The following is a 24,644-nucleotide window of genomic DNA, read 5'->3' on the forward strand; positions in this document are numbered from 1 at the left end:
CCGATCCGGCGCTTCTATCAGAACCTGGGCGATGAGGATCGCTATACCAAATACGGCACGCTGTTCTATGACGGACTGCGAGAAGCTCAGCGTGCATACTCGGACGTGAAGGAGTTGCGCGAGATGGGGGAGCTGGAGAAAGCCCGAGAAGTCACCCGCAGCAAGCAGGCCATGCTCAGGCTGCGCCCGGCACTCAACCGCGCCCAGTCACGTCTGCGTACCGTGAACCAGCAGATGGATCTGATTCGCCGCTCGAACCTTGGCAGCGAAGAGAAGCGGCAGCGCATGGATAGGCTGCGCGCAGTGAAAAACCAGATCCAGCGGGCCTTGGGTGAGCGGGTGCAGGAGGCGAGGGCGAGCTAGCGCCTTTTGCTGGCGAATACGCCGGCGAAGAACAGCAACCCGAAGACCAAGGGAGGGAAACAGATCACCAGCAACAGGCCAGGGATGGCCACGAAGCTGACGATCAGCCAGCCCTGCAGGTTCTGCCAGTCACGAGGCATCACGGTCATGACCATCAAGCCAAACAATGGCAGGGTCATCAGTACCGGGCCAAGGGTATCCATGTCCATGGATGCATCTTAACGGGGCGTAGCGTGGAATGCGAGAGGCTCATGAGGCCTGTCCGCTTAATCTTTCTTGCAAGGAATTCCCCATACTCTTAGGTGAGCTCGCCTAGCCTTCGCATTATCTTCCTGATTTCGCCACTTACGCCATTGTTCTGCCATATCGAGAAACTTAACGTGCGCCTTGGGCTGCCTCACTTCTCGGACCTTCATCACATAGGGCAGCAGATGATCATGCATGCTAATCACATGCGTACCGTACATTTCATAAAGAAAGTGACTGTCATAGACCTTCTTATTGATGCCGTTCGCTGCGCGTTCCCAGCTGTTTAGGACATAACGAATCGATTCGGCTTCAGGCTCGTCAAAATTAGGGTTGTCCGCCCAATGGGCTACTGAGACATGGTTACGGTTCGCTACGACACGCTTCACTACCTCCCAATGCTTGTCGTATTCCTCGTCGCTTCCAAGCATTACTTCGAAATCAATTGTGTTCTTGCTAACAGCAGTTTGGCGTTGCTTCCAGATTCCGACAATTGCGATGGTGCCACCCAATAAGGCGCTGAATAGGATCCCAAAGAAGCTTGGATTGGTTTTGAAAAATTCCCACATACCGGCACCTACAATGAAAAACCCCAGCAACTGCTGGGGTTTAGTCTGCTTTACCTGTGTTTACTTGAGCACACCGCGATCTTCTTCGCGAAAGATCTTTGAATTCACCATAGTGCCTTCTCCCTTCCACCTAATAAGTAGGTTTGGTCTATCGCCATACCGTAACCATCTGGCTGGCGTTAACCTCAATTATAGCACCAATGCCTAGCTGTAGCTTAGCAACGCTGTGCATTCATACCGCAATCCAAGATCAGCGGTCAAGCTATGGAACGCTGTACTACCCTTCGTCCCGCCATCAGATGCCTTGGCGTGCCCGGCCTCGATCAGTTCCTGCCCCATATCTCAGCCATCAATCATCACATCGGCCAGTAGCCGGAATTATTTCCCTTGATCAACATGCTTGCACGGCATCAGGTCGAGGCAGCTAGCGCCAGCATATGCCGGCACCAGACTACCTCAGAGACAGCCCATCATTTACGGTGAGCAGTAGCCGCCTTTGTGATGCGGACCTACGCCGCCGTGAGGATGCTCTCCCTTGGGACACGCGTAAGCAGATCCAGCTCCCAGTACCAAAACGGCGAGCAGAGCGATAGCAACTTTTTTCATGATGTTCTCCTTGTTATGGAGAAGCTATATTAGCGGATGCAAAGGGTAAAAGGGGTGACTCTACGACCTTTTAGCTATCAGCACCCAGCCTGCCTTCCTCGGCAGGACTGCTATCGGCAGATGGCCTCGCACGGCGTGCCGTCATTATCGCCATCAAGCCTTCCGTTACCGCACTGCTGCAGATGGAATATCGCTTCCTCGCATGAGGCCATGACACCACAGGTTTTCTTCGTCCCGCAGTCAAATTGATCCTTTGAAGGCTGAGCGAATACCGGATCGTTAGCCGCTGGCGTGGGGAGCGGCGCTGGCCCAGCGTTGGGCTCAACATACGGGTTGCCACGGCCTTGGATGGCGGCAATACGCTGGTTACGAAGCCGCTCCCAACTATCAACGGGATCCGCCGCGGCCCAAGCTTCAAATAGGCGCTGCTGCTGACCGCTGATGTCGATGCCGTAGGTGTCACGCATATACCAGTAGGTTCGAGCTACATCGCCTCTTACTTCAGGACGCGGCTCGAATCGATCAACACCGAAATCGACCTTCGACTGGCACGCCCCATACTGAAAGGCATCGGCACTTGTGGCCATGCCGTAGCGTAGATTAGAGCGGTCACCGTTCACTTCGCCGATAGACGGGACCAAGTTAACGAGGTCACCCTCGGCGCGGTTGAACTCGGGGCTGGTTGCTTCGCAGTTTTTGCGCCCTCCCTCTTGCCAGCACTGCATCGCACGACCGAAATCGTACGCTGGCATGATGTGCTCCCACTCGATGCGTGCTGCACGCTTGGGCTGTTTGCGTACTTGGTAGCCGCAGCCTTCCAAGTCCGGCGTGTTGTTTGGCCCGCTGTAGCTGCAGCCGCAGTAGAATGTCTGCTTGTGGTCCGCGTGGATCTCCCGGGCGATGCGCTTGGCGGCCGAGAACGAGGAAGGGGCATCGGCAAAGGCGGGCAGCACGGTAAGGAAACAGGAGAGCAGAAGGAGGGCGCGATGGTTCAAGACTGATCATCCTTGCCATCTCCCAGCACTTTCATGCGCTCGTTCAGCTCCTTACGCATCAGGTCGAGCTGGCTCAACATCAGCTCCATGGTGACGACAAGCTCCCTCACGTTTTGATCTTCCAGGCTCCGATGCCTCACGGTATGGGCGCCTTTGATAGCGCCTTCCCGCACGAAGCTTTCTTCCAGGCGGGCGGCCACCTCAGCTGTCTGAGAGCGATTGTTTTTCTTGGCAGCTTCCTTAATCAGGGCGCGTAACTCCCCGGAAAGCCGCACATTAAATTGCGGGTCTGGTTCTTTCATGTAGCGAAGGTGTAGCACTTTGCTACATCGGTCAAGATACCAGTGTGCTAGCTTCTTTATAATTAAATGCTAGTTAGGAGGCTTTTATGGCCGCTCATGAACAGACCAACGTACGCCTGCCCAGCGGTATAAAGGAACGGCTGAGACAGCGAGCGAAGCAGAACCACCGTAGCCTGAATGCGGAGATTGCTTACCGCCTTGAGCTGTCTCTCGCTCAGGACGAGCAGAAAGGGAAGGGAGGCCGGTCGAAGACATAACTGCAGGCAGGTCACACGTGAGCAGATTGAGATGCAAGGGCGGCCAAGCCGCAGCACACAAGAGGCACGCCGGATATTGGAAGAAGCGGGAAGGGCGCGTAACGCTCAATGCGGAGCAAGCGGCCGAACTCAGACTGTTGTGCTATCACGCCAAGTGGATGAGTCGGCGCTGGCAGGCGGAGTTGGGCCCGGCATTGCAGGCGCTGGGCAGTCACCACGCGGTCGAGTGCCACGAGCACATCGCAGTAGCGGCAAAGCTAGCACATTCGGTCCTGAATGGATCCCATAGATAAGTGCGGAAGCAAAAAAGCCGCCATCATCAGGCGGCTTATTACATTAAGCTATATAGTTTTGAACTATATAGTTTTATATAACTCGCGATGCTTGCTTATCCCTTTGGCCACTGATGTCTGGATGGGCTTTTTCAGCTTATCATGTGCGTTTATAATCGTTATTCGATTTTTCATCCCTTCGCCATACTTTACAAATAAATTCGTGAAGAATGCGTTGCAGAACGAGCTATTCATGTTTCTTACGCCTTCTAAATCAATTACTAGCGGTTCATTGGCGTCCAGATTTGGAATGACGTACTCTTCTAGATAGTTAACTGCCAAGCTTCCTCTAGCGCAGAAGTCACCAAACTCTGAATGCATATGAATTATCATATTACTACCCAAAGATTCCATTTAATGACTCCTCTTCAAGAGTTAGTCCTGCGTTTATCTTGGATCTTTCTAAATAAAGATCAAAGTTTAACATTTGGCTTTTTTTGAAGGCGAATACACTAAAAGTCCCGCTGTATTGCCCTCTAAGGAGATTCCGTACGCCGCGGACATCAGCGTAAGCATTACCAGAGCAAACATGGAAGTAGCCACCAGACTGACGAGCAATGTCACTGAGCAGAGTCAGCCCTACCCCCGCATTCTCTGTGCCGCCCCAAGAGGCCGCAGCATGCGTCTTACTAGAAGTGTTCGGCTCAAGAGCGGCTTCAAGAGCGCTCTTGTCATCATGAATACGGTTAGTTAACGGAGAGCCTGAGGTGTAGAAGCTTTGCTTAATTCCAATGCCGCTATCGACTACCGATACTACTACCACATCATGCTTATTATAATACTGAGCAGCAATGTACCCCGTTCCGTCCGAATGCTGTATAACATTATTTATAAGCTCAGAAACCGAGTATTCTACGCAATCATAAACACTTGTCTTTGAAGGATCGGATTCGCTTGCCTGCTCAGGAACAACGCAGTCCGCAACTTCTGTAGAAATGCTTTCTGTGTTTATGCTTCCGTCCACTCCAATCATTTTAAATGGAACAAACTTTTTTCTGGGATCGTTTCTTACAAAGTTTTCTTCAAAGTCTATGCCGCCCATTTTGAAGAAGTCCATTCTTTGCAAATAGCGAAAAAGATTTTCTCGAATGCTATCTTTGTGAATTCTTACAATTCCGCCGCGTTGCACTATGCCGCGAGCGTAGCCAGCCAAAAAAACAATATATGAGATAGGCAGGAAGTTGACATATTTAAAATCGAGAATAACCTCATCTTGCTCAGCGGGGAAGCTGGACATGATTTGTTCTGATTTCTTGTAGTCATCAATATTCGGTAAAACGATGTTCATTTGTTACCTGCGCTGTACTTTTATAAAATGTCTAGCTATCGCTTAAAATTGCAAAGATGCAGGCCAATCACGTATCTCAAGCCTCTCTGCATTATGGCATTCCTTACCTCAAAATCATCCATGCTTTCAACTAATTTATGCAACCAGGTTCGGCATGGATTTGCATCAACAGGGCCAAACCCTATTTTGTGACAGCCACGGGCAACTCGTCCCACCGGGTGGCGTATCTCGGCGTCCGGCGCTGACAGCGGAGATTCCTGTCGCTGTCCTGCTTGGCCTTACTGACACTAACCGTGTCCCGGCCATGCTCCCGGTTGATCTTATCCATAATGGCTATGAGCCGCTCGTTACACTGCCGATCGGCATCCAGCTGCGGCGTGTCGAGTAGATCCATCTGCAGCGTCGCCTTGTCGGCCAAGTCGAGCTCTCGCTCCAGGTAGTCGTCGGCAGGAGAGGGAATCCGGCACGCACCTCACCGGCGGCAAGTGGAAGCAGGATGGGGGCAGTAAGCTCATCGACTCGTCCGATGATGTCGATAGTCATGCTCATGCTGACGTCTCTGCCAGGTTCCAGCGAAGGCCGATCGCCCCATCGTCATAGCGTATGAGAGTGACGTGGCCGTGGGAGTCAATCTCCTCGAGCATGCTCTCCCAGTCTTCGACGCTTTCGTCAGGCTGTCGCTCGATGATGATGTGCTGGGTAAGCCTAGCGCGAGGCGCGTTGATTGCTCGCTGCACCCGCTTCCCAAGTTGCACGTAGGACGACTGTTCCACTGCCATCGTTTCAAACGCCATGATCTCCTCCTTTACGGTTACTGGTAATTTATACAGTATCGTAAACACATGAAGAGAAAGGCAAGCGTTTAAGCGGAACGAGGGTTTCAACGGCCCGAAGGGATGAGTGAGCAGGAGGCAAATTCATACTTTGGATTAAAAACGGGCGTTTATGCACCGGGGCGGGGGAGCCTCTATAACGGCAAGCGTTATAGACGTTATAGAAACGGAGATTTTTACAGGCAGGAACGAAGAAGGGGAATCAGCCAAGTGACTGATTCCCCTTCGTATTGTGGCGGAGGGACAGGGATTCGAACCCTGGAAGGGTGTTAACCCTTGCCGGTTTTCAAGACCGGTGCATTCAACCGCTCTGCCATCCCTCCGGCTTACGGCGAGCAATCTTACCAGCTTGTTGTGTTTCGTCAAGCCCTGCGTTTGGTTTCAACGAGTTATTTGCCTGCCAACGGCCATAACATGGCTTGTGCCGGGAACCCTGACAGGGCATTCTGGTCTCATTGACAGTTTCTTCTTGGACAGGAGCTAATTCCATGGCTTTTCAGACTTCACAACAGGTTTCCGAGCGCCAGTCGCACTCGGTGGGCGCCAGCAGGGTATTGCGCAACACTTATATGCTGCTGGCCATGACATTGTTGTTCTCCGCCGTAACGGCCGGAGCGGCGATGGCAATGGGCGTAGGGCAGATGAATATCTTCGTGTTCTTCATCGGTGCCTACGGCTTGATGTTCCTCGTGCACAAGACTGCGAACTCGGCCGCAGGCCTGCTGGCGACCTTCGCCTTTACCGGGTTTATGGGCTTCACCTTGGGCCCGATGCTGAGTCTCTATCTGTCGGTTCCCAATGGCGCTCAGTTGGTGATGACGGCGCTGGCGATGACCGGAGCGACTTTCATCGGTCTGTCCGCGGTAGCGCTTGTCACGCGCAAGGACTTCAGCTTCCTGGGGAACTTCATGATCGCGGGAGCGATTGTGCTCGTGCTGGCCATGGTCGCGGCGATGATTTTCAATATCCCGGGTCTGGCTCTGGCGGTTTCTGCAGGCTTTGTCCTGTTTGCTTCGGCGGCGATCCTGTATCAGACCAGTGAAATGGTTCATCGTGCCGGTGAAACCAACTATATCCTCGCCACCATTACTCTGTATGTGTCGATCTATAATCTCTTTGTCAGCCTGTTGTCGATCCTGGGCATCATGTCGGACGATTGACGCTTAAGCCAGAAAGTGATAAGGCCCCGCCTGGTGCGGGGCCTTGTCATTCTGGGTAGGGAATGGCTTGTTAAAGCCATCTGCAAGCCGAAGGGGACCACTCATGCGTTATGCATTGATCGTTCATGGCGGGCCTTACAGCCATCAGGCGGCTCATTCGGCGATACGTTTCGCGCATGGGCTGGTTGCCAGAGGCCATGAGCTGGCGACTGTTTTCTTCTATCATGACGGTGTCTACAATGCCGCGCGACTGGCCTCGCCTCCGCAGGATGAGCCACATCTTGTCGATGCCTGGTGCGAATTGCACGATCGTTACGGAACCTCGCTTTTCGTCTGTATCGCTGCTGGCTTGCGTCGAGGCTTGCTCGATGCAAAGGAGGCCGCCCGCCATGGCAAGCGGGGGGCCAGTCTCGATGTGCCCTTCGAGTTGACCGGTCTGGGGCAATTGATCGATGCCGGATTGAGTCATGATCGTCTGGTAACCTTTGCCCCCTGAAGCAAAGACGCAACCGATGGCAGTACAGCGGGAAGGTGATGCAACGATGAGCGATCATACTGCAGCTGCGGTAAACCGAATTCTGGTTATGCTTCGCCATGCCCCGCATGGCAGCAGTTGGGTGCGTGAAGGGCTCGATGTCGCCTTGGTGGGGGCGGCGCTGGGGCAGCAAGTGAGCCTGCTGGTGACAGGTGATGGCGTAACGGCGCTTCTCAAGGAGCAGGGGGCGGGCCCGCTAGGACAGAAGGGAACGCACCCGCAGTTCGATATGCTGGAAATGTACGACGTCGAAACGATTCTGGTCGATCGCGAAGCGTTGACCTGCCGCGGACTGGCAGTGGACGATCTGCGGGTATCCGTCACGCTATTGTCCGCGGAAGACATCGCAAAAACATTGGCAAGCCATTCCCTCATCTTTACTTTCTGAGATTCGCTCGGAAACGGTGAAGGCTCTGGCGCTCTGCCTGGCAATTATGTGAGGAGTCCATCACGCATGATTCTGCATCTGCTGAATCGTTCTCCCGCTTCGAGCAGGATATATCAGGACACGCTTCGCGCGATGGGGCCTGAAGACCGTCTGTTGCTGATCGAGGATGGGGTGCTCGGCGCCATGCCAGCATTGGTTCGCTACTTCGAGGGTATCAGCGGGCGTCTCTTTGCATTGCAGGAGGACGTGGCATCGCGAGGCCTGGCGGGTCGCTGTGACGAAACGGTATGGATTATCGATATGGATGGGTTCGTCACCTTGACGGAAGAAGCCGAGAAAACGGTGAGCTGGTTCTGATGGCAACGGTAAACGCTACGCGATATATCACTGCCGAAGGGCGCGAGGTGGCGCTTGATCCCGAGGGTTACCTTGTGGATCTCGATGCCTGGTCTCCGGCCGTGGCTCGAGCTTTGGCACAGGAGGAAGGCCGTGAACTGCGCCACGAGCACTGGGAAGTCATCCATGTGCTGCGGGATTTCTATGCCCGTTTCGAGACCGCGCCGGCCATGCGCCCTCTAGTCAAGGCGGTCGGCCAGGCGCTGGGCGCGGAGAAAGGTAAGTCCGTTTATCTGATGCGGCTATTCCCGGAGAGCCCAGCCAAGGTCGCAGCGCGCCTGGCCGGGCTGCCAAAGCCAACCAACTGTCTTTAATATATGAATTTTCTCGCACATGCATGGTTGGCCCGCAATGGCAGCGATGACTTTCTATACGGAAACCTGATTGCCGATGGCGTGAAGGGCACGGATCTTGACGCATGGCCGGTGGAGGTCGCACAGGGCATCCGCCATCATCGACATGTGGATGCCACGGTGGATCATCATCCGCTCATAAGCGCGGCCAAGGCGCGTGCACCTTCGGCACAGCGGCGCTTCGTGGGCATCGCTCTGGATCTGGTCTGGGATCACTTCGTGGCACTCCATCACCACGATCCCGCATTAGTAAGGCGATGCTATCGGCTGATGAGTGCCCGACCGGCCCCCAACCGCCTGGCCACTATGGTGCCTTCCCTGGTGGCCGGCGACTGGCTGTCTCGATATGCGGATTTCGGCTTCACTTGTCGAGCAATCGAAGGGCTCGGACGGCGTCTGAGCCGGGCGGACAATCCGCTCGCGCAACTGGTTCCATGGCTCGAGGCGGACTACGTGTCGCTTGAGCAGGATTTCTGGCTACTATGGCCCGCACTACAGCGCAGCTTGAGCGTTCCCGTCCGCTAGGTAGAGGCAGCACTCAAGCGCCGGCTAGCCAGAGACATTCGACATCATCGCCACGTTCAATCTCGCTATGGGCGTTCACGATTGCCAGAGCGTCGGCGTAAACGCAGGAAGATAGCACTGCCGAATTCTGATCGCCAAAGGCTCGGGCAATGATGCCGTGCCGCGTAAACTCCAGCGACACTCGCATATAATGGCGGCGTATCTGGGTGCGTGTGGCAAAATCCGCGCGTGCAGTGATACGAGGCAATTCATTCAATACCGGACAGGCAAGAAGGGCGCCCATCAGCGGACGTAGGAAGAGCCATGCTCCGACAAAGCTGGAGACCGGATTGCCAGGCAGGCCCACCAGCCGCGTGCTGCCGATACGGCCCAAGGCGAGAGGCTTGCCGGGACGAATGGCGAGGCGCCAGAGATCTAGCTGACCTAGAGTGGCGATGGCCTGTTTGACATGATCTTCTTCGCCCACACTAACGCCTCCCATGGTGACCACGACATCGGCTTGCCGTGCGGCAGCATCAAGAAGGCGCCGAGTCTCGGCGGCGTTGTCAGGTACCCGCTGCATGAGCGTGACCTCGGCGCCGAAGCGTTCGAGTAAACGCTTGAGCATCGGCCGGTTGGAGTTGTAGATCTGACCGGGCTGCAGCGGCTGTCCCGGATCGACGATCTCATCTCCCGTCGACAACAGGGCGACACGAGGGCGGCGGCGTACGCTAACCTGGGTAATGCCCTGCCCGGCGAGTTGGCCCAAAGCAGCGGCTTCCAGACGCGTTCCCATGCTTAGCAGTTCGGCGCCGGCGCTGACGTCCTGCCCCCGAAGACGGATATTGTCTCCTGCGCCAAGCTCGTCAGGCAGGCGTGCCAGACCATTGTCGACTTCCACTTTTTCCTGCATGACCACGCAATCGGCGCCGGGGGGAATTTCCGCCCCGGTGAAAATACGTGCACAGGTTCCCGTCGCCAAGGGTTTCGGGGCATGGCCGGCGGTGATGCGCTGACGGATCGGCAGCCACCCTCCGGCGTCGGCGGTGCGTAGCGCATAGCCGTCCATGGCGCTGTTGTCGGCAGGGGGAACATCGAGCCTGGCCATGACCGGGGATGCCAGTACCCGACCTGCCGCCTCGTCGCAGGCAAGGTGCTCTGCCGGCAACGGTGCGGTGTCGCGTAACAAGGCTTCCAGGGCCTGCTCGACGCTCTGCAGCTCAGCCATGCTGCCCCCGGCCGGGAATCACCAAGTTGGCGTAGTTGCACGGCTGATGACGGCTGTCGAGCTGTTCTCGCAGTATCCCGTTCCAGGCGGTACGGCAAGCGCCGGTGGAGCCGGGCAGACAGAACACCACGGTGGCATTGGCCAGCCCGCCCAGGCAGCGGCTCTGAATGGTGGAGCTGCCGATTTCCTGCCAGGAAAGATGGCGGAACAGTTCGCCGAACCCCTCGATATGCTTGTCGAGCAGCACGCCAACCGCTTCCGGCGTCGAATCCCTTCCGGTAAAGCCGGTTCCGCCAGTGGTCAAGATCGCCTGAACGTCCTGACCGGCGATCCATTGCGCGACCACGGCGCGAATGCGATAGACATCGTCGGGCACGATCTGCTTGGCGGCAAGCCGGTGGCCGGCGTCGGTCAGGCAATCGACCAGTGTCTGGCCGGAACGATCGGTGGCTTCGCTACGGGTATCCGAGATGGTCAGCACCGCGATACTGAGAGGCACGAAATCGCCGGCGCTGCTCATGCTGATCCCTTGTTCTGCTGGCGGGCCTCGAGTGCGGCAAGTTGCTCCGGCGTGGCCGGGGCCTGATACAGGTCTTTCCATTCGCCATAGGGCATGCCGTAGACGTATTCGCGAGCCGTTTCATAGTCCAATGCCTGCCCTCGCGCTTCGGCGGCGGCCACCAGCCACTTCGATAAGCAGTTGCGACAGAAATCCGCCAGGATCATCAACTCGATGTTCTGTACGTCCTTGTTGGCGTCCAGGTGCTCGAGCAGGCGGCGAAAGGCCGCGGCTTCGATCTCGGTACGTGTCGCATCGTCAAATTGCTGCATGAATGGTTCTCCTGGAAGTGTCTCAAGCGCAGGCACAAGCATAACAAAGGCAAACCGCTTCGTGAGCGTACCTGAGGGAATGTCCTGAGGCGGGCTGCACTCAGCTGAGCTCGCCGGGTGTGCAGACGGACAGCACCACGGCATCCTGCTCGCTGACCGACACCAAGGCGTGCCCCATGTCGCTGTCGAAATAGATGCTGTCGCCCTGCGTCAGGCGCAGGGGTTCATAGAACTCGGTGTATAGCAGAATGTCGCCTTCGAGCACGATCAGGAACTCTTCTCCATCGTGACGTACCCACTCGTGAAATTCATCGAAGCTGCGCGCCCTGACGATGGTCTTGAAGGGGATCATGCGTTTCTGGGCCAACTGCCAGGAGAGCAGCTCATGCTCATAGGTCGGCGTGGGATGCTGCTTGCCTTCGCCGACCCGAGTTAGGTCGCGGCGGCCCAACGTGCGGGACTGTGCCCTGGGTGGCGTCAGTAGCTGAGGCAGATCGATTCCCAGGCCGATGATGAGTTTCTGCACGGCACTGAAGGTAGGGGAAATCTGGTCATTTTCAATCTTGGACAGCGTCGAACGTGCCAGCCCGGTGCGCTGGCTGACATCTTCCAACGTCCACTGATTGGCGAGACGGATCTCCTTGAGACGCTCGCCCAGTTGTAGGGGCTCGACGAAGGCCTTGCGCCCGGAGGCGATACGCAGTGCGGTGTCTTGATCGGTGGGCGTGGTCATTGACGTTCGCAATAGGAAATAAAGTTTCCTGGAATCATACCATAGGCATCTCATCTCCTGGCGCGCCTTCCCGCGCGACCAACGGGTCAAAAAAATGCTTCATGTAGGGGATTCAAGTCCGGCGGGAGGACCGAAAGGCAGGCCCAGTAGGGCTTGAACATGTGCCTCGACACTGCGACCGAGCGCCGCCGGGTCGTACCCGCCCTCGAGTACCGATACCAGACGGTTATCGGCATAGGTGCGGGCGATATCCATGGCGAGCAGCGTTACCCAGTGATAGTCCTCGTCTTCCAGACACAAGTCCGCCATCGGGTCTTGCCGGTGGGCGTCGAATCCGGCCGAGACCAGGACGATATCCGGCTTGTGCGCTTGCAATGCCGGAAGCCAGTCGCGCTCAAGGGCATGGCGAAAATCGCGACTGCCGGTCCCCTGTTCCAGCGGCGTGTTGATCACGTTGTCCCAATGTGACCGCAGATAGCGCCAAGGGTAGAAGGGGTATTGGAAACTCGAACAGATCAGCACGTCCGGATCATCCTTGAAGATATCCACCGTGCCGTTGCACTGATGGACATCGAAATCCAGTATGGCGACCCGTTTGGCGCCATGCTGGGCTCGCGCATGGGCGACGCCCACGGCAACGTTGTTATAAAAGCAGAAACCGAGCGCATCGGTATGTTCGGCGTGATGGCCCGGGGGACGGACCGCGCAGAAGACATTGTCGGCCTGATGCCGGTAGACCTGGTCGACGCCGCGAATCACCGCACCGGCCGCCACGCGCGCAGCCGATAGGGTGTCGCGGCACATGAAGGTATCATCGTCGAGACTGATCAGCCCTTCGTCGGGCACGCAGCGCATCAGCGCATGCAGGTGACGATGAGCGTGAACGCGCCCCAGGGCTTCGTCGCTGGCGGGGGTGGCCTCCGATTGCATGGTCTGCTGAAGTACTCCTGAGAGCGCCAGGCGTGCACGTATTGCCTCCAGCCGCAGCGGGCTCTCAGGATGCTCCGGCCCCATGTAATGCAAGGCACAGTCGGGGTGGGTAATATACGAGGTGATCATGGGCTTCTCCGAGCATCGCAAGCTGGAAGATAAGGCTACGCTGTACTTGCATCACAGTGTCAATAAGTCGTACACAAGTAACATGGTGGGTTAAAGGAGACTCCTGTGGGGACGCGATTTCTACGCCATTTCTTCGAGCCACGGACGTTAGCGGTCATCGGAGCCTCGGAAAAGGATCAGTCCATGGGTGGACTGGTCATTCGTAACCTGCAGGATAGCGGATTTCCCGGCCCGATCTGGGCCGTCAATCCCAAGCACTACGAGTCGGTTTTCGGAATACCTTGCGTACGCAAGGTATCCGCGCTGCCCGAAGTGCCGGATCTCGCCGTGGTCTGCTCCCCCGTCGAGACGGTGCCCAAGCTAATCGAGCAGTTGGGAAGCTTCGGCGTGAGAGCCGCGATGGTGCTCTCCGGTGGCTCTTATCTGGACGATACCAGTCGTGGCGGCACATCGATTCGCGAGCGCATGCTCAAGGCGGCGCTGCGTTCGGGAATTCGCGTGCTCGGGCCGGAATGCCTGGGGCTGGTGGTACCGGGCCGCAAACTCAACGCCACTTACGCCAGTCAGCCGGTAAAAGCCGGGAAGGTGGCCTACCTGGGCCAGTCGGGCATGCTCGGCAACGCCATGATCGATTGGGCGGCAGGCCGCGGTATCGGCTTTTCGCACCTGGTCACGTTGGGGGATAGCATCGACGTGATGATTCCCGACCTGATCGACTACATCAATCAGTACGCACCCTCGCAGGCCATTCTGCTGCATCTTGAGCGTATTCATGACTCGCAGCATTTCATGACGGCGCTGAGGGACGCTTCGCGTAATCGGCTGGTGGTGGCGATCAAGAGTGGTCGTACACCACAATCGGATCTCTCCGGGGAGCCGCCCACTCCCGGCGTGGACAACCGTGACGTGATTGTCGATGCGGCTTTAGCGCGCGCCGGCGTGGTACGCGTAGATAATTCCGATGAACTGTTCGATGCACTGGAAACCTTGTCACGCATGCGGCCCCTGCGCGGGGATCGCCTGGCGATCGTCGCCAACGGACTCGGGCCGGCACTGCTTGCCATTGATAAGCTGATCGTCGGCGGCGGTAAGCTTGCCGAATTCAGTGACACGACGCGCATGGCCCTGCTGGAGGGTGAGTTCGACGTCAGCCTGCCGGGACGCAATCCGGTCGATCTGGGGGGCAATGCCTCTCCCCAGCGGTTTGTCGATGCCCTCGAGATCGTCGCGGCGGATGCCAATGTCGATGCGGTGCTGGTGGTGCATGCGCCCACCCGCATGGCGCCGTCGCGGATCACGGCCGAGGCGCTGATCGCCAATCGCAAGCGCTTCAAGCGTAATTTATTGACCAGTTGGATGGGCCTGGAAGAAGCGCTATCGGCACGCCATGAATGCAATCTGGCGGGCATTCCGACCTATATTTCGCCAGAGAAGGCCGTCAAGGCGTTCATGCACATGGTCGACTATCAACGCGTCCAACTGCTGCTCCAGGAGACGCCCCCCAGCCTGCCATTCGCGACCAGCCCCGAGATCCGCTCGCGCTGTCATGCCCTGATCGAAACGGCCAAGGCGCGAGGACGGGACCGCCTGACGCATCAGGAAACCGCTCAGGTGCTGGCGGCTTATGGCATTCCCGTGGCGCGCAGCCGTTACGTGTTCAGCCCCGCGGATGCCTTTGACGTCGCCCAGGATTTTGGCGGACCGATGGCATTGAAGGCGGTACATGAAAATAACTGCGTTCCCTTTCGTTACCGCAAATACCCCCGCCGGCTTTCCGCCGGGTTGTTACAGGATCTTTCCACGCCGGAGGAAGTGGCGGAAGGCGTCCAGCGCCTGGCCGACAATGTCCGCGAGAAGTATCCCGACAGCGAAATCTATAGTTACTGTCTGCAGGCGATGCAGCGCGGTAAAGGCTCCATGCAGTTCTGTGCGGGCATTACCCGCGATCCGGTTTTCGGGCCCATCATCGTGTTCGGTACGGGCGGCTATAAGGTCGATGTGCTGGCGGATCGTCACGTGGCGTTACCTCCGCTGAACATGTCGCTGGCGCATGACCTGGTGTCCGGAACGCATGCCGCCCAAGTGATCCTCGAACACTCGTCGGCGCCGGTGCGCGATATTCAGCAGCTGTGCCAGTTGCTGGTCAAACTGTCGCAAATGGCCTCTGATCTGCCTGAGCTCAAGGGGCTGGAACTCAACCCTCTGCTACTGAACCGTGATCGCTTGGTGGCGGTGGATTTCGCCATGGATCTTGGGTCGCCGGCGCGTCATGCGATCATGCCGTACCCCGAAGAACTGCGGGAATGGGTAGAACTGGAAAATGGCATGCATGTCGAGGTGCGCCCGATCCGCGGAGAAGACGCGCCCCTGATTACCAAATTCCATACCCACCTTTCCGAGGAGAGTATTCGGTTTCGTTATTTCCACCATAAGGCGAATCTTTCCAAACGCGATCTGTCGTTGCTGACGCACATCAATTACGACCGTCAGATGGCCTTCATCGCCGAGCATAAGCGTGAGGATGGCAGCATGGAGATGCTGGGGGTAGTACGTGTCTGGAATGATCCCGACAACATCCGCACCGAATTCTCGATCATCATCCGCGACGATCTGCACGGTCAGGGGCTCGGCAGTTTGCTGATGAACAAGATGATTCGCTACTGCAAGGGGGTGGGCACGCTGGAAATGGAAGGCAAGATCATGGTCGATAACCATCCTATGCGGGCCCTGATGAAGCATCTTGGCTTCACCTGTCGGTACAACATGGAGGAGCAGGTTGTAGATGCCGTGCTCAGGCTTAACGAGCCGGTGAGCGACTGGCAGCGACACCGATTGGAATCCCAGACATCATGATCTCCAGCCACCCAATGGGTGGCTTTTTTTGGTCTTCCTTGCGCGGCTTGCAGGGACGGAAGAGCCGCGAAGCGGTTATTGAACCGTCAATTAATCATCAGATGTTTTTAATTGTAGGCTAATCAATAAGAATGTATGATGCGAAACAAAAGATAACCTAACGTTATACCTTGGCGCAGGGCTATCGTTGCACACCGATTGCAGCAATACGCGCTTGTGCCATGAGCTAACAGGCAGGCTATGACCGATACGCACGAGACAAACACCAAGATTCACGTCCACGGGCTCAGCAAGGTTTTCGGCAATCATCCGAAAAAAGCCCTTGAGCTACGCAACCAAGGACTAAAACGTCCCGACATCCTCGAGAAGACCGGCCAGACGCTGGGATTATCGAATATCAGCTTCGACGTTTACGAAGGTGAGCTACTGGTGATCATGGGGCTTTCCGGATCCGGTAAATCGACCCTGATTCGCTGCCTCAACCGCCTGATCGAGCCGACCGAAGGCGACATCATCATCGATGACGAGAATGTCTCCAAACTGAACGACAAGCAGCTCCTGCAATGTCGGCGTAAACACTTCTCCATGGTATTTCAGAATTTTGCGTTGTTTCCGCATCGCACCGTGCAGCATAACGCCGAGTATGGTCTGGAAATTCAGGGAGTGGACAAAGCCGTCCGTCAGGAACGAGCGCGCAATGCCTTGAAACAGGTCGGGTTGGACGGTTGGGAGGACGCTTATCCGAATCAGCTGTCGGGCGGGATGCAACAACGCGTGGGTCTGGCGCGGGCCCTGGCCAACGACTCTACCGTATTGCTGATGGATGAAGCCTTCTCGGCGCTCGATCCGCTGATCCGCAAGGATATGCAGCAAGAGCTTCTCGAACTGCAAAACCGCATGAAGAAGACCACGATCTTCATCACTCACGATCTTGATGAAGCGCTCAGTATCGGTGACCGCATCATTCTGCTCAAGGACGGCGAGATCGTGCAGATCGGTACGCCCGAAGAGATACTCACCAACCCGGCCGATGCATATGTTGCACGTTTTATCGAAGGCGTCGACATGTCACGCATATTGACCGCCAGCAGCGCCATGCGCTCGGTGCGGGCCACCGCACGCGAAGATGACGGGCCGCGCACCGTACTTCACAAGATGCGTGAACATGGGCTCGACTCGATTTACGTGACCCGTCGTGACCGGACCCTGTTGGGCATCGTCGATGCCGAAGCGGCCGACCAGGCAGCCAAGGCGGGTAAGACTTCGATAAGCGACCAGCTCCGTCAGGACTTTCACAAGGTGGGGCCTGATGAGCCGCTGCATAACCTATTCGCGCTATTTGGCGACAATAGCTATCCGATTGCAGTGGTGGATGAAGGGCAGCGTCTGCTGGGCGTAGTCGTGAAGGGAGCCGTACTGGCTGAGTTGGCAGAAGCGGGAGACCACTGATGGCGATCGACGTACCTCACATACCGCTGGGCGACTGGATTGAAAGCGGCCTGGATTTTCTTACCACCGAATACTCATCGGTGACGCGCGGCATTTCCCGGGTGACCCAAACCGGGATCAATTTCCTCAACGATACGCTGATGTGGCTGCCCGAGTGGTCGTTGATGGCGCTTGTCGCCTTGTTGTGCTGGCGCCTCTCCGGGGTCCGCCTGGCCATCGGTTCGGTACTCGGCCTGCTACTGATCTGGAATCTCGATCTCTGGGACCCGATGATCGAGACGTTGACGCTGGTGGTGATCGCCACGCTGGTCGCTGTGGTCATCGCGCTGCCCTTGGGGATATTCGCGGCGCTTTCCGACCGTTTCTATAGGGTGATCATGCCGGTACTGGATTTCATGCAGACCATGCCGGCCTTTGTGTACTTGATCCCCGCCATTCCCTTTTTCGGAATCGGCTCGGTCTCGGCCATTTTCGCAACGGTGATCTTCTCCATGCCGCCGGCGATTCGTTTCACCACCCTGGGGATTCGCCAGGTTCCCAAGGAACTGATCGAGGCTGCGGATGCCTTTGGCTCGACCCGTAGCCAGAAGCTATTCAAGATCCAGTTGCCGTTGTCGCTGCCGACGGTGATGGCGGGCATCAACCAGACCATTATGCTGGCGCTGTCGATGGTGGTCATCGCAGCCATGATCGGCGCCGACGGTCTGGGTAGCGAAGTCTGGCGGGCCATTCAGCGCCTGCGTCCCGGAGACGGGTTCGAGGCGGGTATTGCCGTCGTGATCCTGGCAATGCTGTTGGATCGCCTGACGCAGACCGTTCGCGGCAAAAAGGCGCAGTAAGACGCCCAGAGGCTATTTCATGCCGACCCAGCTCGAAACAATAGCCTCATTCAACACCCATCCAATGATAGAGAAGGGGAAGAAGATGACACGCAACGCAAAGACGCAAGCGATTCGTTTCGGCGCATTGATGACGGCGGCAGGGATGAGCCTCGGGGCTGGCATGGTTCAGGCCCAGGACAGCAAGGGGACGGTCAATCTGGCCTACGTGGAGTGGGCTTCTGAAGTGGCGTCCACGAATGTGGTTCGCGCGGTGCTGGAGCAGCAGGGCTTCGATGTGGATATGTCCTCCCTGTCGGCCGCCGCGATGTGGCAGGCCGTGGCTTACAACGATGCAGATGCCATGGTCGCGGCATGGCTGCCTACCACGCACCAGGATTATCTCGACAGGGTCGCGGACAAGGTCGTCGATCTAGGGCCGAACCTGGACGGCACCAAGCTGGGCTTGGTGGTGCCTGCCTATACCGAAATCGCTTCCATCGATGAGTTGGATGACAAGGCCGATCTCTACAATGGCGAGATCATCGGCATCGATCCGGGGGCGGGGCTGATGGGGCTTACCGAGCAGGTTCTAGAGGATTACGATCTGGAGGACGAGGTTGACCTGCGCTCGGGAAGTGGCGCGACCATGACGGCCGCTCTGGATACGGCGATCAAGAACCATGAAGATATCGTCGTGACCAGTTGGACACCGCATTGGATGTTTGCCCGTTGGGACCTGAAGTACCTTGAAGACCCCAAGAATGTCTACGGTGGCGCTGAGCAGATCCACACCGTCGCACGCAAGGGACTCAAGGAAGACATGCCGCAGGCCTACTGTATTCTGGACAACTTCGAGTGGACGCCGGAGCAGATGGGTGAGGTCATGCTCATGAACCAGGAAGAGGATGCCGATCCCTACGCGAATGCCCAGCAATGGGTTGAAGAGCATTCTGATGTGGTTGCCCAGTGGACCCAAGGCTGCAATAGCTAAGCGCTTCCTCTGTTGTCATGCCTTGCCGGCTGGCAGGGCGTAACGTTAAAGGCCCGATCCGTTTGCGGATCGGGCCTTCATTTTTCGGGATGGCAGGTTTTCAGGGTGCCAGGCGCACTTTAAGCCAGCTATCGTCTTGGCGCAGATACCGCAGCCGGTCGTGCAGTCGGCTCGGCTGGCCCTGCCAGAACTCGAACATGGTGGGTCTTACGCGGTAGCCCCCCCAATGCGGAGGGCGGCGAATGTCCTGACCGTCGTAAACCTGCTCGAAGCGTAGCTTACGCTCCTCGAGCCATTCCCGGTCAGGAATCTCGACACTTTGCTGTGATATCCAGGCGCCCAGTTGGCTGTCACGTGGACGGCTATGAAAGTAATGGTCTGAATTCTCGGGGCCGACCTGCTCCACGCTTCCCTCAATGCGCACTTGGCGCTGCAGACTGGGCCACCAGAATACGACGGCTGCCTTGGGCACATTGGCCAGTTCGCTGCCCTTGTGGCTTTGATAGTTGGTGTAAAACACCACGCCCTGCTCATCCAAGCCCTTGAGCAGCACGATACGAGCATGGGGGTAACCCTGACTATCGACAGTAGCCAGCGTCATGGCATTGGCATCTCCCCCCTCGCGGGCATGGGCAAGCTGAAACCACTGCTCGAACAATGCCATGGGGAGGTCGGGACTGGCGGAGGGATCGAGGTGGTCTCCCGAGTAGTCGCGTCGGATATCGGCGATATCGCGGTTCATGGTGTTCTCCTAGGATTTAGGCTTTATCTTCGCTGTGGAATGGAGAAGGCTCAACCTTGATTTCTCGGATGGCGGCGGGCCTTGACATTATCGGAACCCAATCCAGCCGGTTTGGACCATGAACATGTAGAGCCCAGTGCCGCAGACGATGGATAGCAGGGCGTTGCGCCGCCAGAGATGCATGACCACTACAGTGAGCGAGGACAGTAGGGTAGGCAAGCCATTGGGCGCCAGATTGATCAGGCCATCCTCCAGCAGCCGCAAATCACGCAACGCGTAGATGACGAGAATGAGCATGACCGCCGGGGGCAAGTAACGACCGAGGTGAAGAACCAGTGGATGTTCGGCGTGACGTGAAAGTGCGATGAAAGGCAACACTCGAGTGGCAAAAGTCGCCAGCGCGCAGGCCACAATCACCAGTAACAGTTGCGAAAGGCTCATGCTTGTCTCCTGGACGCGGGGCGTGGCGTAAACCGATACTGCGCCAGGAGTATCAGGCTGGCGGCAGCGATCGCTCCCAGCAGAAGGTGGCGTTCAGGTAGCAGAACAATGGCACCGATGCCGCAGGCCAATGCGATGGCGAAGGGCAGAACCTGTCGTAGTCGACTGGCCTGCTCAAGGGTGAGGACGATGAAAAGGGCCGTCAGCGCAAATTCGATGCCCTGGCTGTCGAAGCTCAACGTGACACCGGCCAGTGCTCCGGTCACGGTACCCAGTACCCACCAGAGTTGATTGAGGGCGCTGACACGCAAGGCCATGCGATGATCCTGCTGTCGATGCTGTTCGCCAAGGCGTGGATGTGATGTCAGCAGGGAATAGGTTTCATCGGTCAATGCAAAGATCAGATAGATCTTGCGCCAGCCCGCATGCTTGAACCGTTCGATCAGCGACAATCCGTAAAAGAGGTGGCGCGAGTTCAGCATGAACGTGGCGACGATCACCTCCAGCAAGCCGGCATGGTTGGCGAGCAGGGTGACGGCAAGGAACTGACCGGCACCGGCATATACGATGCACGACATCAACAGTGCGGCCCACCAGGGATAGCCGAGCTGGCTGAAGAGAATTCCAAACGCCGCCCCCAACGGCAGATAGCCAAACATGACGGGCAAGGTGCGTATGGCGGCATCGCGCCACGATACGGTGGGTGCAGAAAAGCTGGACACGTCGGATTTCCTGTAAAATCGCTCATGATCGGTGGGGGGAGATCGCCGGTAGATTGCAACGCATGGCCTCGAGGCGATGCCGCCGGTCTTGGCATGCCATTATATAGTGAAGCACTGATAAAACGATGGGCTAGGGGGGAACGATGCAGGAACCGCGGACTGCGGCACCACGGCGTATCCGGGTATGGGATATGCCGATAAGGCTGTTTCACTGGGGGCTGGTGTTGGCCCTGATACTGTTGTGGTACACCGGCACCACCGACGCTACCCTGTTCGACTTTCCCATCGAATGGCATGCGCGGGCAGGGTATGTCGTACTGGGGCTGGTCGCCTTTCGCTGGATCTGGAGCTTTGCCGGAAGTCGTTATGCTCGCTGGGGGAACCTGCTGGCTACGCCAGCTGAGGGTCTGCGTTATGCGCTAGCCTTCTTGAAGGGCAATGCTCCGCGTTATGTCGGGCATAACCCCTTAGGTGGCTGGATGGTGCTGGCCATGTTGCTCTCCCTGACCTTGCAAGCCGTCACGGGGCTTTTCGCCTCAGACGATATTTTTTTTGACGGCCCGTTGGCGACAAGAGTGTCCGGCGATACCGCTGATACTTTGATGTGGCTGCACCGGAGCAATGTCAATGTACTGCTCTGGCTGGTGGCACTTCATGTTATCGCCGTTCTGCTGCATCGGCTGCAAGGCGAATCACTCATCATGGCGATGATAACCGGACGCAAGACTGTCGGCGCCGAAGCGGTAGGTGAAATGCGTGATGAGGTTCCATCATGGCGCGCCTGGGTCATATCGGCCGGCGTGGCGGCATTGATCGTCTGGCTGGTGAACTAAACGAGACAGCCGTTACCCGGCATGGTCAATCGGCACGATATTCGTCGTAATACAACTTGCAGGCCCGGTGATTGCCGGCAGCGCAAGGCCCAGGTTTTGGCGGTTACGAGACGTCTTAAAAAGCGCCAGGAGAATGTGGCCCGGCCCAGGCATGTAGGGCGAACACCGAGCCACACGCCAGCCAGCCCAAGACAGCGTAAGGAAAATTCCACCGCAGCAGATCTCGGGCCGCAATGCCATAGCGTACGCTCAGCGCCAGGTTGCTGCCTGACAGGGGGCTGCTCCCGGTCCCCAGTGCCCAACCCATCAAATATAGCATGCCCAGCAGAGTAGGATCCGGGCCCAATGGCGCAAGTAACGGGGCCAAGGTCACGATGGAGACCAATGGGTGAATGCCGACAAAGGCCAATGCTACGATCATTCCTAGCGTTATCCAGGCATGCAGGTGAGTGAAGTGATCGATGGGTAGCGGGGGATTGCCGGGCCAACTGGCGAGCAATGCGGCAAGTCCGCTAGAAAGTAGCCCGGCGGCCAGAAACAGCGCAAACTGCGGCGCAAGCCGGGGCAGGCCTTCCTGCAACTGGAATCGTAGCCGAGCATTACGCTGCGTTCTAGGCAGCATCAATATGGCAAAAAAGGGGGCCGCGACGCTGATGATCAGAAGAATCGAAAGAGCTGGCCAAAAATGATGAACACCGATTACCGCCAAGGCCAGAACGCCCGGTAGCAGCAGGGCCTGGGGTTGTAGCGGATAACCGATAAAGGGGGCTTCGCCTCGCCGAGCCTCAAACGCCACGAGCCCAAGCAGCAGAGCCGCACTCATCAGCCCCCACGGCAGTAACTCAAGATAGTCTAGGCCGGGTACGTAGGTCAGCGCGGCCCCCATGGCCACAAAAAACGGTGACCAGGCGGCAGCGGCAGGAAAGGCCCGGCCCAGCACGATGGCTTGCTGTTTGTTCAGTACACCGCTGCGCTGCATGCGATCGCCGAACAGGAACAGTACCGACAGGTTGATCACTGCACCGAAAAGATGCACACCCAGCAGAGTGCCCCACAAGCTGCCTTGCGTGTGGTGGGCCGTAACGGTATCGGCGGGCCTGGCCATGGCCAGGAAGCTGACGCCGGCAAACATCATCAACAACGGCTGGTTGATGGCGAAGGCATGGATCAATGAGTTGGGCGTTCCCCTTAGTAGGGCCAGGCTCCAGATCAATAGACCGATTCCGCCCAGCCAGGCCGACTGACGGCGGGAGGTTCGCGGCAAGCCTGGCCACAGCCGACAAGTGGCCCACCAGCCCAATACGGCCGCGGGCCACAACGGAGCATCCAGCAGACTCGCCACGATGCTGGTCAGCAGCATCAGCAGGATTAACGCACTGGTCAATGTCACTGCCGGAGTTGGCGGCTGCGCCAGCGCGCGAAGCTCATTGAGGCGACAAACAGCAGCAACGAGGCGGCTATTTCAAGCAGACCCAACCAAGTCTTGTCAGGCAGGGAGGCGATCATGGTACCTTGCATGAAATAGAGTAGGCTGACGAAAGCCAGCCAGGCGTGGCCTCGAGGGCGCTGGGTCAGAATCGAGGGCAGAAACAGCAGTAGCGGCAGTATTCGCACCAGTATCGGCGCCAGGCTGGACTGTCCGCTTCGATAAAGCTCCAGGCCTCCCAGCAGCAGCAAGATAATGAGGGCCGTGAAGCCAACCCAGACGCCTTGCCGGGCCCGTCGGGTGACGGTATCGAGGCCATGGGTGTGTTCCATGCGATCGAATAGCTGGCGCATCATGCCTCCTGGCGCAGCGAGGCCAGAGCCAGAGCGAGCCTGGCCACTCGGCGCCCTTGGGCATGTGCCAGGGTTCGCTCATCACGGGTGACGTCATTTTCGCCACGCGCCCCAGCGACGTGGCTGGTGCCGTAGGGAGTTCCGCCACTTTGGGTGGAAAGCAGCGTGGTTTCACTATACGGAACACCCGCATAGACCATACCGTGATGAAGCAGAGGGACCAGCATGGTGAGTAGTGTACTTTCCTGTCCGCCATGCAGGCTGGCCGTGGAGGTAAAGGCGGTAGCAGGCTTGTCAACCAACGCTCCGTTCATCCATAACGTGCTGGTCATATCCAGAAAGTATTTAAGCGGTGCTGCCATATTGCCGAAGCGCGTAGGGCTTCCCAGGGCAAGGCCGGCGCAGCCTCGCAAATCGTCTTCATCGACGTATACGGCCCCTTCAGCAGGAATGGAAGGCTCGACGGCCTCGCAGGTCGGCGACACCTCTGGCACGGTACGCAGCCGTGCGGCGATGCCGGCAACGCTCTCGACCCCGGCGGTCATTTGCTCGGCGAGAGTGCGAGTGGCGCCGTGTCGGGAGTAATACAGCACAAGGATATAGGGACGATCACTGGCTGACTGAGGCATATTGGATTCCTTTATCGCTACCGGAGGGGGCAGGTCGGCAGATGAAGTCACTTGAGAAGTTCGAGAATCGCTTCGGGAGGGCGGCCAACGATGGCCCGGTCACCACGATCCAGAATAGGGCGCTGCATCAAGCGGGGGTTGTCGGCAATGGCGAGCAGGCGCTGTTCCTCGCTGGGTGTGTCGAGGCCGAGGGCTTTCCAATCCGCCTCATTGGCGCGCAGCAGCGCGGCGCTGCCTTGATCGAGACGTAACGCCAGTTCGCGTAGTGTTTGCTCATCAAGCGGCTCCTGCAGATAGCGGTGCAGTCGAAACTCAACGCCACGCGATTCTAGCAATGCTAGGGCTTCCCGAGACTTGGAGCAGCGGGGATTGTGATACATTATAAATTCAGGCATGCCCAACTCCG

The 24,644-nt window shown here is 57.4% G+C and carries 33 protein-coding genes and 1 tRNA gene; 13 read left to right on the plus strand and 21 right to left on the minus strand.

Going from position 1 to position 24,644, the window contains the following annotated elements:
• Nucleotides 1-105: 105 nt before the first annotated feature.
• Entirely contained in the window at nucleotides 106-363 is a 258-nt protein-coding gene (locus ACW4DH_RS07345) for a hypothetical protein (RefSeq protein ID WP_459635723.1), read from the plus strand.
• Here ACW4DH_RS07345 and ACW4DH_RS07350 read toward each other — a convergent pair.
• The 4 genes from ACW4DH_RS07350 to ACW4DH_RS07365 all read right to left on the minus strand — a co-directional run bounded on the left by ACW4DH_RS07350 (nucleotide 360) and on the right by ACW4DH_RS07365 (nucleotide 3,081).
• The gene (locus ACW4DH_RS07350; RefSeq protein ID WP_459635724.1) at nucleotides 360-572 is read right to left on the minus strand and encodes a hypothetical protein; all 213 of its coding nucleotides are present in this window, start codon (nucleotides 570-572) and stop codon (nucleotides 360-362) included. The genes ACW4DH_RS07345 and ACW4DH_RS07350 overlap by 4 nt on opposite strands.
• A gap of 57 nt (nucleotides 573-629) precedes the next feature.
• Nucleotides 630-1,178 carry a DUF4760 domain-containing protein gene (locus tag ACW4DH_RS07355; protein ID WP_459635725.1) on the minus strand — a complete coding sequence of 183 codons (549 nt, stop codon included), beginning with the start codon at nucleotides 1,176-1,178 and terminating at the stop codon, nucleotides 630-632.
• A 716-nt stretch (nucleotides 1,179-1,894) separates the two neighbouring features.
• On the minus strand, nucleotides 1,895-2,779 hold the full coding sequence (locus tag ACW4DH_RS07360) for an endonuclease (protein WP_459635726.1): 885 nt from the start codon (nucleotides 2,777-2,779) through the stop codon (nucleotides 1,895-1,897).
• Complete coding sequence (locus ACW4DH_RS07365) at nucleotides 2,776-3,081, minus strand: Arc family DNA-binding protein (protein WP_459635727.1); 306 nt, start codon at nucleotides 3,079-3,081, stop codon at nucleotides 2,776-2,778. Before ACW4DH_RS07365 ends, ACW4DH_RS07360 begins: the two co-directional genes overlap by 4 nt.
• Before the next feature lie 86 nt (nucleotides 3,082-3,167).
• On the opposite strand from ACW4DH_RS07365, the gene ACW4DH_RS07370 reads away from it, so the two are divergent.
• On the plus strand, nucleotides 3,168-3,338 hold the full coding sequence (locus tag ACW4DH_RS07370) for an Arc family DNA-binding protein (RefSeq protein WP_459635728.1): 171 nt from the start codon (nucleotides 3,168-3,170) through the stop codon (nucleotides 3,336-3,338).
• A gap of 356 nt (nucleotides 3,339-3,694) precedes the next feature.
• On the opposite strand, the gene ACW4DH_RS07375 is transcribed toward ACW4DH_RS07370, so the two are convergent.
• From ACW4DH_RS07375 to ACW4DH_RS07395, 5 genes are all read right to left on the minus strand, one after another.
• Entirely contained in the window at nucleotides 3,695-4,024 is a 330-nt protein-coding gene (locus tag ACW4DH_RS07375; RefSeq protein ID WP_459635729.1) for an STAS-like domain-containing protein, read from the minus strand.
• The gene (locus ACW4DH_RS07380; protein WP_459635730.1) at nucleotides 4,008-4,958 is read right to left on the minus strand and encodes a hypothetical protein; all 951 of its coding nucleotides are present in this window, start codon (nucleotides 4,956-4,958) and stop codon (nucleotides 4,008-4,010) included. The genes ACW4DH_RS07375 and ACW4DH_RS07380 overlap by 17 nt, the downstream gene beginning before the upstream one ends.
• 181 nt (nucleotides 4,959-5,139) lie before the next feature.
• Nucleotides 5,140-5,352, minus strand: coding sequence for a DUF4113 domain-containing protein (locus ACW4DH_RS07385; RefSeq protein ID WP_459635958.1), 213 nt, complete (start codon nucleotides 5,350-5,352; stop codon nucleotides 5,140-5,142).
• A 151-nt stretch (nucleotides 5,353-5,503) separates the two neighbouring features.
• Nucleotides 5,504-5,752 carry a DUF1654 domain-containing protein gene (locus ACW4DH_RS07390; protein WP_459635731.1) on the minus strand — a complete coding sequence of 83 codons (249 nt, stop codon included), beginning with the start codon at nucleotides 5,750-5,752 and terminating at the stop codon, nucleotides 5,504-5,506.
• A 272-nt stretch (nucleotides 5,753-6,024) separates the two neighbouring features.
• Nucleotides 6,025-6,114, minus strand: a tRNA-Ser gene (locus ACW4DH_RS07395).
• A gap of 165 nt (nucleotides 6,115-6,279) precedes the next feature.
• On the opposite strand from ACW4DH_RS07395, the gene ACW4DH_RS07400 reads away from it, so the two are divergent.
• From ACW4DH_RS07400 to ACW4DH_RS07425, 6 genes are all read left to right on the plus strand, one after another.
• Nucleotides 6,280-6,951 carry a Bax inhibitor-1/YccA family protein gene (locus ACW4DH_RS07400; RefSeq protein WP_459635732.1) on the plus strand — a complete coding sequence of 224 codons (672 nt, stop codon included), beginning with the start codon at nucleotides 6,280-6,282 and terminating at the stop codon, nucleotides 6,949-6,951.
• Between the two features lie 103 nt (nucleotides 6,952-7,054).
• Nucleotides 7,055-7,447 (plus strand): sulfurtransferase complex subunit TusD, encoded by a 393-nt coding sequence (gene tusD / locus ACW4DH_RS07405; protein WP_459635733.1) that lies wholly within the window; start codon nucleotides 7,055-7,057, stop codon nucleotides 7,445-7,447.
• A gap of 46 nt (nucleotides 7,448-7,493) precedes the next feature.
• Nucleotides 7,494-7,874, plus strand: a complete 381-nt coding sequence (tusC, locus tag ACW4DH_RS07410; protein ID WP_459635734.1) for a sulfurtransferase complex subunit TusC — start codon at nucleotides 7,494-7,496, stop codon at nucleotides 7,872-7,874.
• A gap of 66 nt (nucleotides 7,875-7,940) precedes the next feature.
• Nucleotides 7,941-8,231, plus strand: coding sequence for a sulfurtransferase complex subunit TusB (gene tusB, locus ACW4DH_RS07415; protein WP_459635735.1), 291 nt, complete (start codon nucleotides 7,941-7,943; stop codon nucleotides 8,229-8,231).
• Nucleotides 8,231-8,584 carry a TusE/DsrC/DsvC family sulfur relay protein gene (locus ACW4DH_RS07420; protein ID WP_459635736.1) on the plus strand — a complete coding sequence of 118 codons (354 nt, stop codon included), beginning with the start codon at nucleotides 8,231-8,233 and terminating at the stop codon, nucleotides 8,582-8,584. The genes tusB and ACW4DH_RS07420 overlap by 1 nt, the downstream gene beginning before the upstream one ends.
• A gap of 3 nt (nucleotides 8,585-8,587) precedes the next feature.
• On the plus strand, nucleotides 8,588-9,148 hold the full coding sequence (locus tag ACW4DH_RS07425) for an acyl carrier protein phosphodiesterase (protein ID WP_459635737.1): 561 nt from the start codon (nucleotides 8,588-8,590) through the stop codon (nucleotides 9,146-9,148).
• 13 nt (nucleotides 9,149-9,161) lie between these two features.
• On the opposite strand, the gene ACW4DH_RS07430 is transcribed toward ACW4DH_RS07425, so the two are convergent.
• From ACW4DH_RS07430 to ACW4DH_RS07450, 5 genes are all read right to left on the minus strand, one after another.
• The gene (locus ACW4DH_RS07430) at nucleotides 9,162-10,355 is read right to left on the minus strand and encodes a molybdopterin molybdotransferase MoeA (RefSeq protein ID WP_459635738.1); all 1,194 of its coding nucleotides are present in this window, start codon (nucleotides 10,353-10,355) and stop codon (nucleotides 9,162-9,164) included.
• Entirely contained in the window at nucleotides 10,348-10,875 is a 528-nt protein-coding gene (gene moaB, locus ACW4DH_RS07435) for a molybdenum cofactor biosynthesis protein B (protein WP_459635739.1), read from the minus strand. Before moaB ends, ACW4DH_RS07430 begins: the two co-directional genes overlap by 8 nt.
• A complete protein-coding gene (locus ACW4DH_RS07440) occupies nucleotides 10,872-11,186 on the minus strand; it encodes a DUF1244 domain-containing protein (protein ID WP_459635740.1) in 315 nt (104 codons plus the stop codon). The genes moaB and ACW4DH_RS07440 overlap by 4 nt, the downstream gene beginning before the upstream one ends.
• 100 nt (nucleotides 11,187-11,286) lie before the next feature.
• Nucleotides 11,287-11,919 carry a helix-turn-helix domain-containing protein gene (locus ACW4DH_RS07445; protein WP_459635741.1) on the minus strand — a complete coding sequence of 211 codons (633 nt, stop codon included), beginning with the start codon at nucleotides 11,917-11,919 and terminating at the stop codon, nucleotides 11,287-11,289.
• Between the two features lie 99 nt (nucleotides 11,920-12,018).
• On the minus strand, nucleotides 12,019-12,978 hold the full coding sequence (locus ACW4DH_RS07450; RefSeq protein WP_459635742.1) for a histone deacetylase family protein: 960 nt from the start codon (nucleotides 12,976-12,978) through the stop codon (nucleotides 12,019-12,021).
• A 105-nt stretch (nucleotides 12,979-13,083) separates the two neighbouring features.
• Between ACW4DH_RS07450 and ACW4DH_RS07455 the strand changes: the two genes are divergently transcribed.
• The 4 genes from ACW4DH_RS07455 (at nucleotide 13,084) to ACW4DH_RS07470 (ending at nucleotide 19,092) form a co-directional block, all read left to right on the plus strand.
• Nucleotides 13,084-15,831 (plus strand): bifunctional acetate--CoA ligase family protein/GNAT family N-acetyltransferase, encoded by a 2,748-nt coding sequence (locus ACW4DH_RS07455; RefSeq protein ID WP_459635743.1) that lies wholly within the window; start codon nucleotides 13,084-13,086, stop codon nucleotides 15,829-15,831.
• Between the two features lie 240 nt (nucleotides 15,832-16,071).
• Nucleotides 16,072-17,280, plus strand: coding sequence for a quaternary amine ABC transporter ATP-binding protein (locus tag ACW4DH_RS07460; RefSeq protein ID WP_459635744.1), 1,209 nt, complete (start codon nucleotides 16,072-16,074; stop codon nucleotides 17,278-17,280).
• A gap of 5 nt (nucleotides 17,281-17,285) precedes the next feature.
• Nucleotides 17,286-18,119 (plus strand): ABC transporter permease, encoded by an 834-nt coding sequence (locus ACW4DH_RS07465; protein WP_459635959.1) that lies wholly within the window; start codon nucleotides 17,286-17,288, stop codon nucleotides 18,117-18,119.
• Between the two features lie 85 nt (nucleotides 18,120-18,204).
• A complete protein-coding gene (locus tag ACW4DH_RS07470) occupies nucleotides 18,205-19,092 on the plus strand; it encodes a glycine betaine ABC transporter substrate-binding protein (RefSeq protein ID WP_459635745.1) in 888 nt (295 codons plus the stop codon).
• Nucleotides 19,093-19,192: 100 nt separating this feature from the next.
• Here the strand turns inward: ACW4DH_RS07470 and pdxH are convergent, their stop codons facing one another.
• The 3 genes from pdxH to ACW4DH_RS07485 form a co-directional block, all read right to left on the minus strand.
• A complete protein-coding gene (gene pdxH, locus ACW4DH_RS07475; RefSeq protein ID WP_459635746.1) occupies nucleotides 19,193-19,834 on the minus strand; it encodes a pyridoxamine 5'-phosphate oxidase in 642 nt (213 codons plus the stop codon).
• Nucleotides 19,835-19,921: 87 nt separating this feature from the next.
• A complete protein-coding gene (locus tag ACW4DH_RS07480) occupies nucleotides 19,922-20,275 on the minus strand; it encodes a branched-chain amino acid transporter permease (RefSeq protein ID WP_459635747.1) in 354 nt (117 codons plus the stop codon).
• A complete protein-coding gene (locus tag ACW4DH_RS07485; protein ID WP_459635748.1) occupies nucleotides 20,272-20,997 on the minus strand; it encodes an AzlC family ABC transporter permease in 726 nt (241 codons plus the stop codon). The genes ACW4DH_RS07480 and ACW4DH_RS07485 overlap by 4 nt, the downstream gene beginning before the upstream one ends.
• 143 nt (nucleotides 20,998-21,140) lie before the next feature.
• On the opposite strand from ACW4DH_RS07485, the gene ACW4DH_RS07490 reads away from it, so the two are divergent.
• Nucleotides 21,141-21,830 carry a cytochrome b/b6 domain-containing protein gene (locus tag ACW4DH_RS07490; protein WP_459635749.1) on the plus strand — a complete coding sequence of 230 codons (690 nt, stop codon included), beginning with the start codon at nucleotides 21,141-21,143 and terminating at the stop codon, nucleotides 21,828-21,830.
• A gap of 115 nt (nucleotides 21,831-21,945) precedes the next feature.
• On the opposite strand, the gene ACW4DH_RS07495 is transcribed toward ACW4DH_RS07490, so the two are convergent.
• The 4 genes from ACW4DH_RS07495 to ACW4DH_RS07510 are packed head-to-tail and all read right to left on the minus strand — an operon-like array spanning nucleotide 21,946 to nucleotide 24,633.
• Nucleotides 21,946-23,220: a hypothetical protein gene (locus ACW4DH_RS07495; RefSeq protein WP_459635750.1), complete on the minus strand. Its 1,275-nt coding sequence runs from the start codon at nucleotides 23,218-23,220 to the stop codon at nucleotides 21,946-21,948.
• Nucleotides 23,217-23,609 (minus strand): DUF2069 domain-containing protein, encoded by a 393-nt coding sequence (locus ACW4DH_RS07500; protein WP_459635751.1) that lies wholly within the window; start codon nucleotides 23,607-23,609, stop codon nucleotides 23,217-23,219. The genes ACW4DH_RS07495 and ACW4DH_RS07500 overlap by 4 nt, the downstream gene beginning before the upstream one ends.
• On the minus strand, nucleotides 23,609-24,238 hold the full coding sequence (gene wrbA / locus ACW4DH_RS07505; protein WP_459635752.1) for an NAD(P)H:quinone oxidoreductase: 630 nt from the start codon (nucleotides 24,236-24,238) through the stop codon (nucleotides 23,609-23,611). The genes ACW4DH_RS07500 and wrbA overlap by 1 nt, the downstream gene beginning before the upstream one ends.
• A gap of 47 nt (nucleotides 24,239-24,285) precedes the next feature.
• Entirely contained in the window at nucleotides 24,286-24,633 is a 348-nt protein-coding gene (locus tag ACW4DH_RS07510; protein ID WP_459635753.1) for an arsenate reductase family protein, read from the minus strand.
• Between the last annotated feature and the right edge of the window lie 11 nt (nucleotides 24,634-24,644).

The organism is Halomonas sp. WWR20 (genome assembly GCF_054602495.1).

What these genes read in the sequence shown, in the direction of transcription:
- ACW4DH_RS07350 (WP_459635724.1), bottom strand. Translation starts at nt 572, where the DNA reads ATGGACATGGATACCCTTGGCCCGGTACTGATGACCCTGCCATTGTTT.
- ACW4DH_RS07355 (WP_459635725.1), bottom strand. Translation starts at nt 1,178, where the DNA reads ATGTGGGAATTTTTCAAAACCAATCCAAGCTTCTTTGGGATCCTATTC.
- ACW4DH_RS07365 (WP_459635727.1), bottom strand. Translation starts at nt 3,081, where the DNA reads ATGAAAGAACCAGACCCGCAATTTAATGTGCGGCTTTCCGGGGAGTTA.
- ACW4DH_RS07370 (WP_459635728.1), top strand. Translation starts at nt 3,168, where the DNA reads ATGGCCGCTCATGAACAGACCAACGTACGCCTGCCCAGCGGTATAAAG.
- ACW4DH_RS07375 (WP_459635729.1), bottom strand. Translation starts at nt 4,024, where the DNA reads ATGGAATCTTTGGGTAGTAATATGATAATTCATATGCATTCAGAGTTT.
- ACW4DH_RS07380 (WP_459635730.1), bottom strand. Translation starts at nt 4,958, where the DNA reads ATGAACATCGTTTTACCGAATATTGATGACTACAAGAAATCAGAACAA.
- ACW4DH_RS07385 (WP_459635958.1), bottom strand. Translation starts at nt 5,352, where the DNA reads ATGGATCTACTCGACACGCCGCAGCTGGATGCCGATCGGCAGTGTAAC.
- ACW4DH_RS07390 (WP_459635731.1), bottom strand. Translation starts at nt 5,752, where the DNA reads ATGGCGTTTGAAACGATGGCAGTGGAACAGTCGTCCTACGTGCAACTT.
- ACW4DH_RS07400 (WP_459635732.1), top strand. Translation starts at nt 6,280, where the DNA reads ATGGCTTTTCAGACTTCACAACAGGTTTCCGAGCGCCAGTCGCACTCG.
- tusD (WP_459635733.1), top strand. Translation starts at nt 7,055, where the DNA reads ATGCGTTATGCATTGATCGTTCATGGCGGGCCTTACAGCCATCAGGCG.
- tusC (WP_459635734.1), top strand. Translation starts at nt 7,494, where the DNA reads ATGAGCGATCATACTGCAGCTGCGGTAAACCGAATTCTGGTTATGCTT.
- tusB (WP_459635735.1), top strand. Translation starts at nt 7,941, where the DNA reads ATGATTCTGCATCTGCTGAATCGTTCTCCCGCTTCGAGCAGGATATAT.
- ACW4DH_RS07420 (WP_459635736.1), top strand. Translation starts at nt 8,231, where the DNA reads ATGGCAACGGTAAACGCTACGCGATATATCACTGCCGAAGGGCGCGAG.
- ACW4DH_RS07425 (WP_459635737.1), top strand. Translation starts at nt 8,588, where the DNA reads ATGAATTTTCTCGCACATGCATGGTTGGCCCGCAATGGCAGCGATGAC.
- ACW4DH_RS07430 (WP_459635738.1), bottom strand. Translation starts at nt 10,355, where the DNA reads ATGGCTGAGCTGCAGAGCGTCGAGCAGGCCCTGGAAGCCTTGTTACGC.
- moaB (WP_459635739.1), bottom strand. Translation starts at nt 10,875, where the DNA reads ATGAGCAGCGCCGGCGATTTCGTGCCTCTCAGTATCGCGGTGCTGACC.
- ACW4DH_RS07440 (WP_459635740.1), bottom strand. Translation starts at nt 11,186, where the DNA reads ATGCAGCAATTTGACGATGCGACACGTACCGAGATCGAAGCCGCGGCC.
- ACW4DH_RS07445 (WP_459635741.1), bottom strand. Translation starts at nt 11,919, where the DNA reads ATGACCACGCCCACCGATCAAGACACCGCACTGCGTATCGCCTCCGGG.
- ACW4DH_RS07450 (WP_459635742.1), bottom strand. Translation starts at nt 12,978, where the DNA reads ATGATCACCTCGTATATTACCCACCCCGACTGTGCCTTGCATTACATG.
- ACW4DH_RS07460 (WP_459635744.1), top strand. Translation starts at nt 16,072, where the DNA reads ATGACCGATACGCACGAGACAAACACCAAGATTCACGTCCACGGGCTC.
- ACW4DH_RS07470 (WP_459635745.1), top strand. Translation starts at nt 18,205, where the DNA reads ATGACACGCAACGCAAAGACGCAAGCGATTCGTTTCGGCGCATTGATG.
- pdxH (WP_459635746.1), bottom strand. Translation starts at nt 19,834, where the DNA reads ATGAACCGCGATATCGCCGATATCCGACGCGACTACTCGGGAGACCAC.
- ACW4DH_RS07480 (WP_459635747.1), bottom strand. Translation starts at nt 20,275, where the DNA reads ATGAGCCTTTCGCAACTGTTACTGGTGATTGTGGCCTGCGCGCTGGCG.
- ACW4DH_RS07490 (WP_459635749.1), top strand. Translation starts at nt 21,141, where the DNA reads ATGCAGGAACCGCGGACTGCGGCACCACGGCGTATCCGGGTATGGGAT.
- ACW4DH_RS07500 (WP_459635751.1), bottom strand. Translation starts at nt 23,609, where the DNA reads ATGCGCCAGCTATTCGATCGCATGGAACACACCCATGGCCTCGATACC.
- wrbA (WP_459635752.1), bottom strand. Translation starts at nt 24,238, where the DNA reads ATGCCTCAGTCAGCCAGTGATCGTCCCTATATCCTTGTGCTGTATTAC.
- ACW4DH_RS07510 (WP_459635753.1), bottom strand. Translation starts at nt 24,633, where the DNA reads ATGCCTGAATTTATAATGTATCACAATCCCCGCTGCTCCAAGTCTCGG.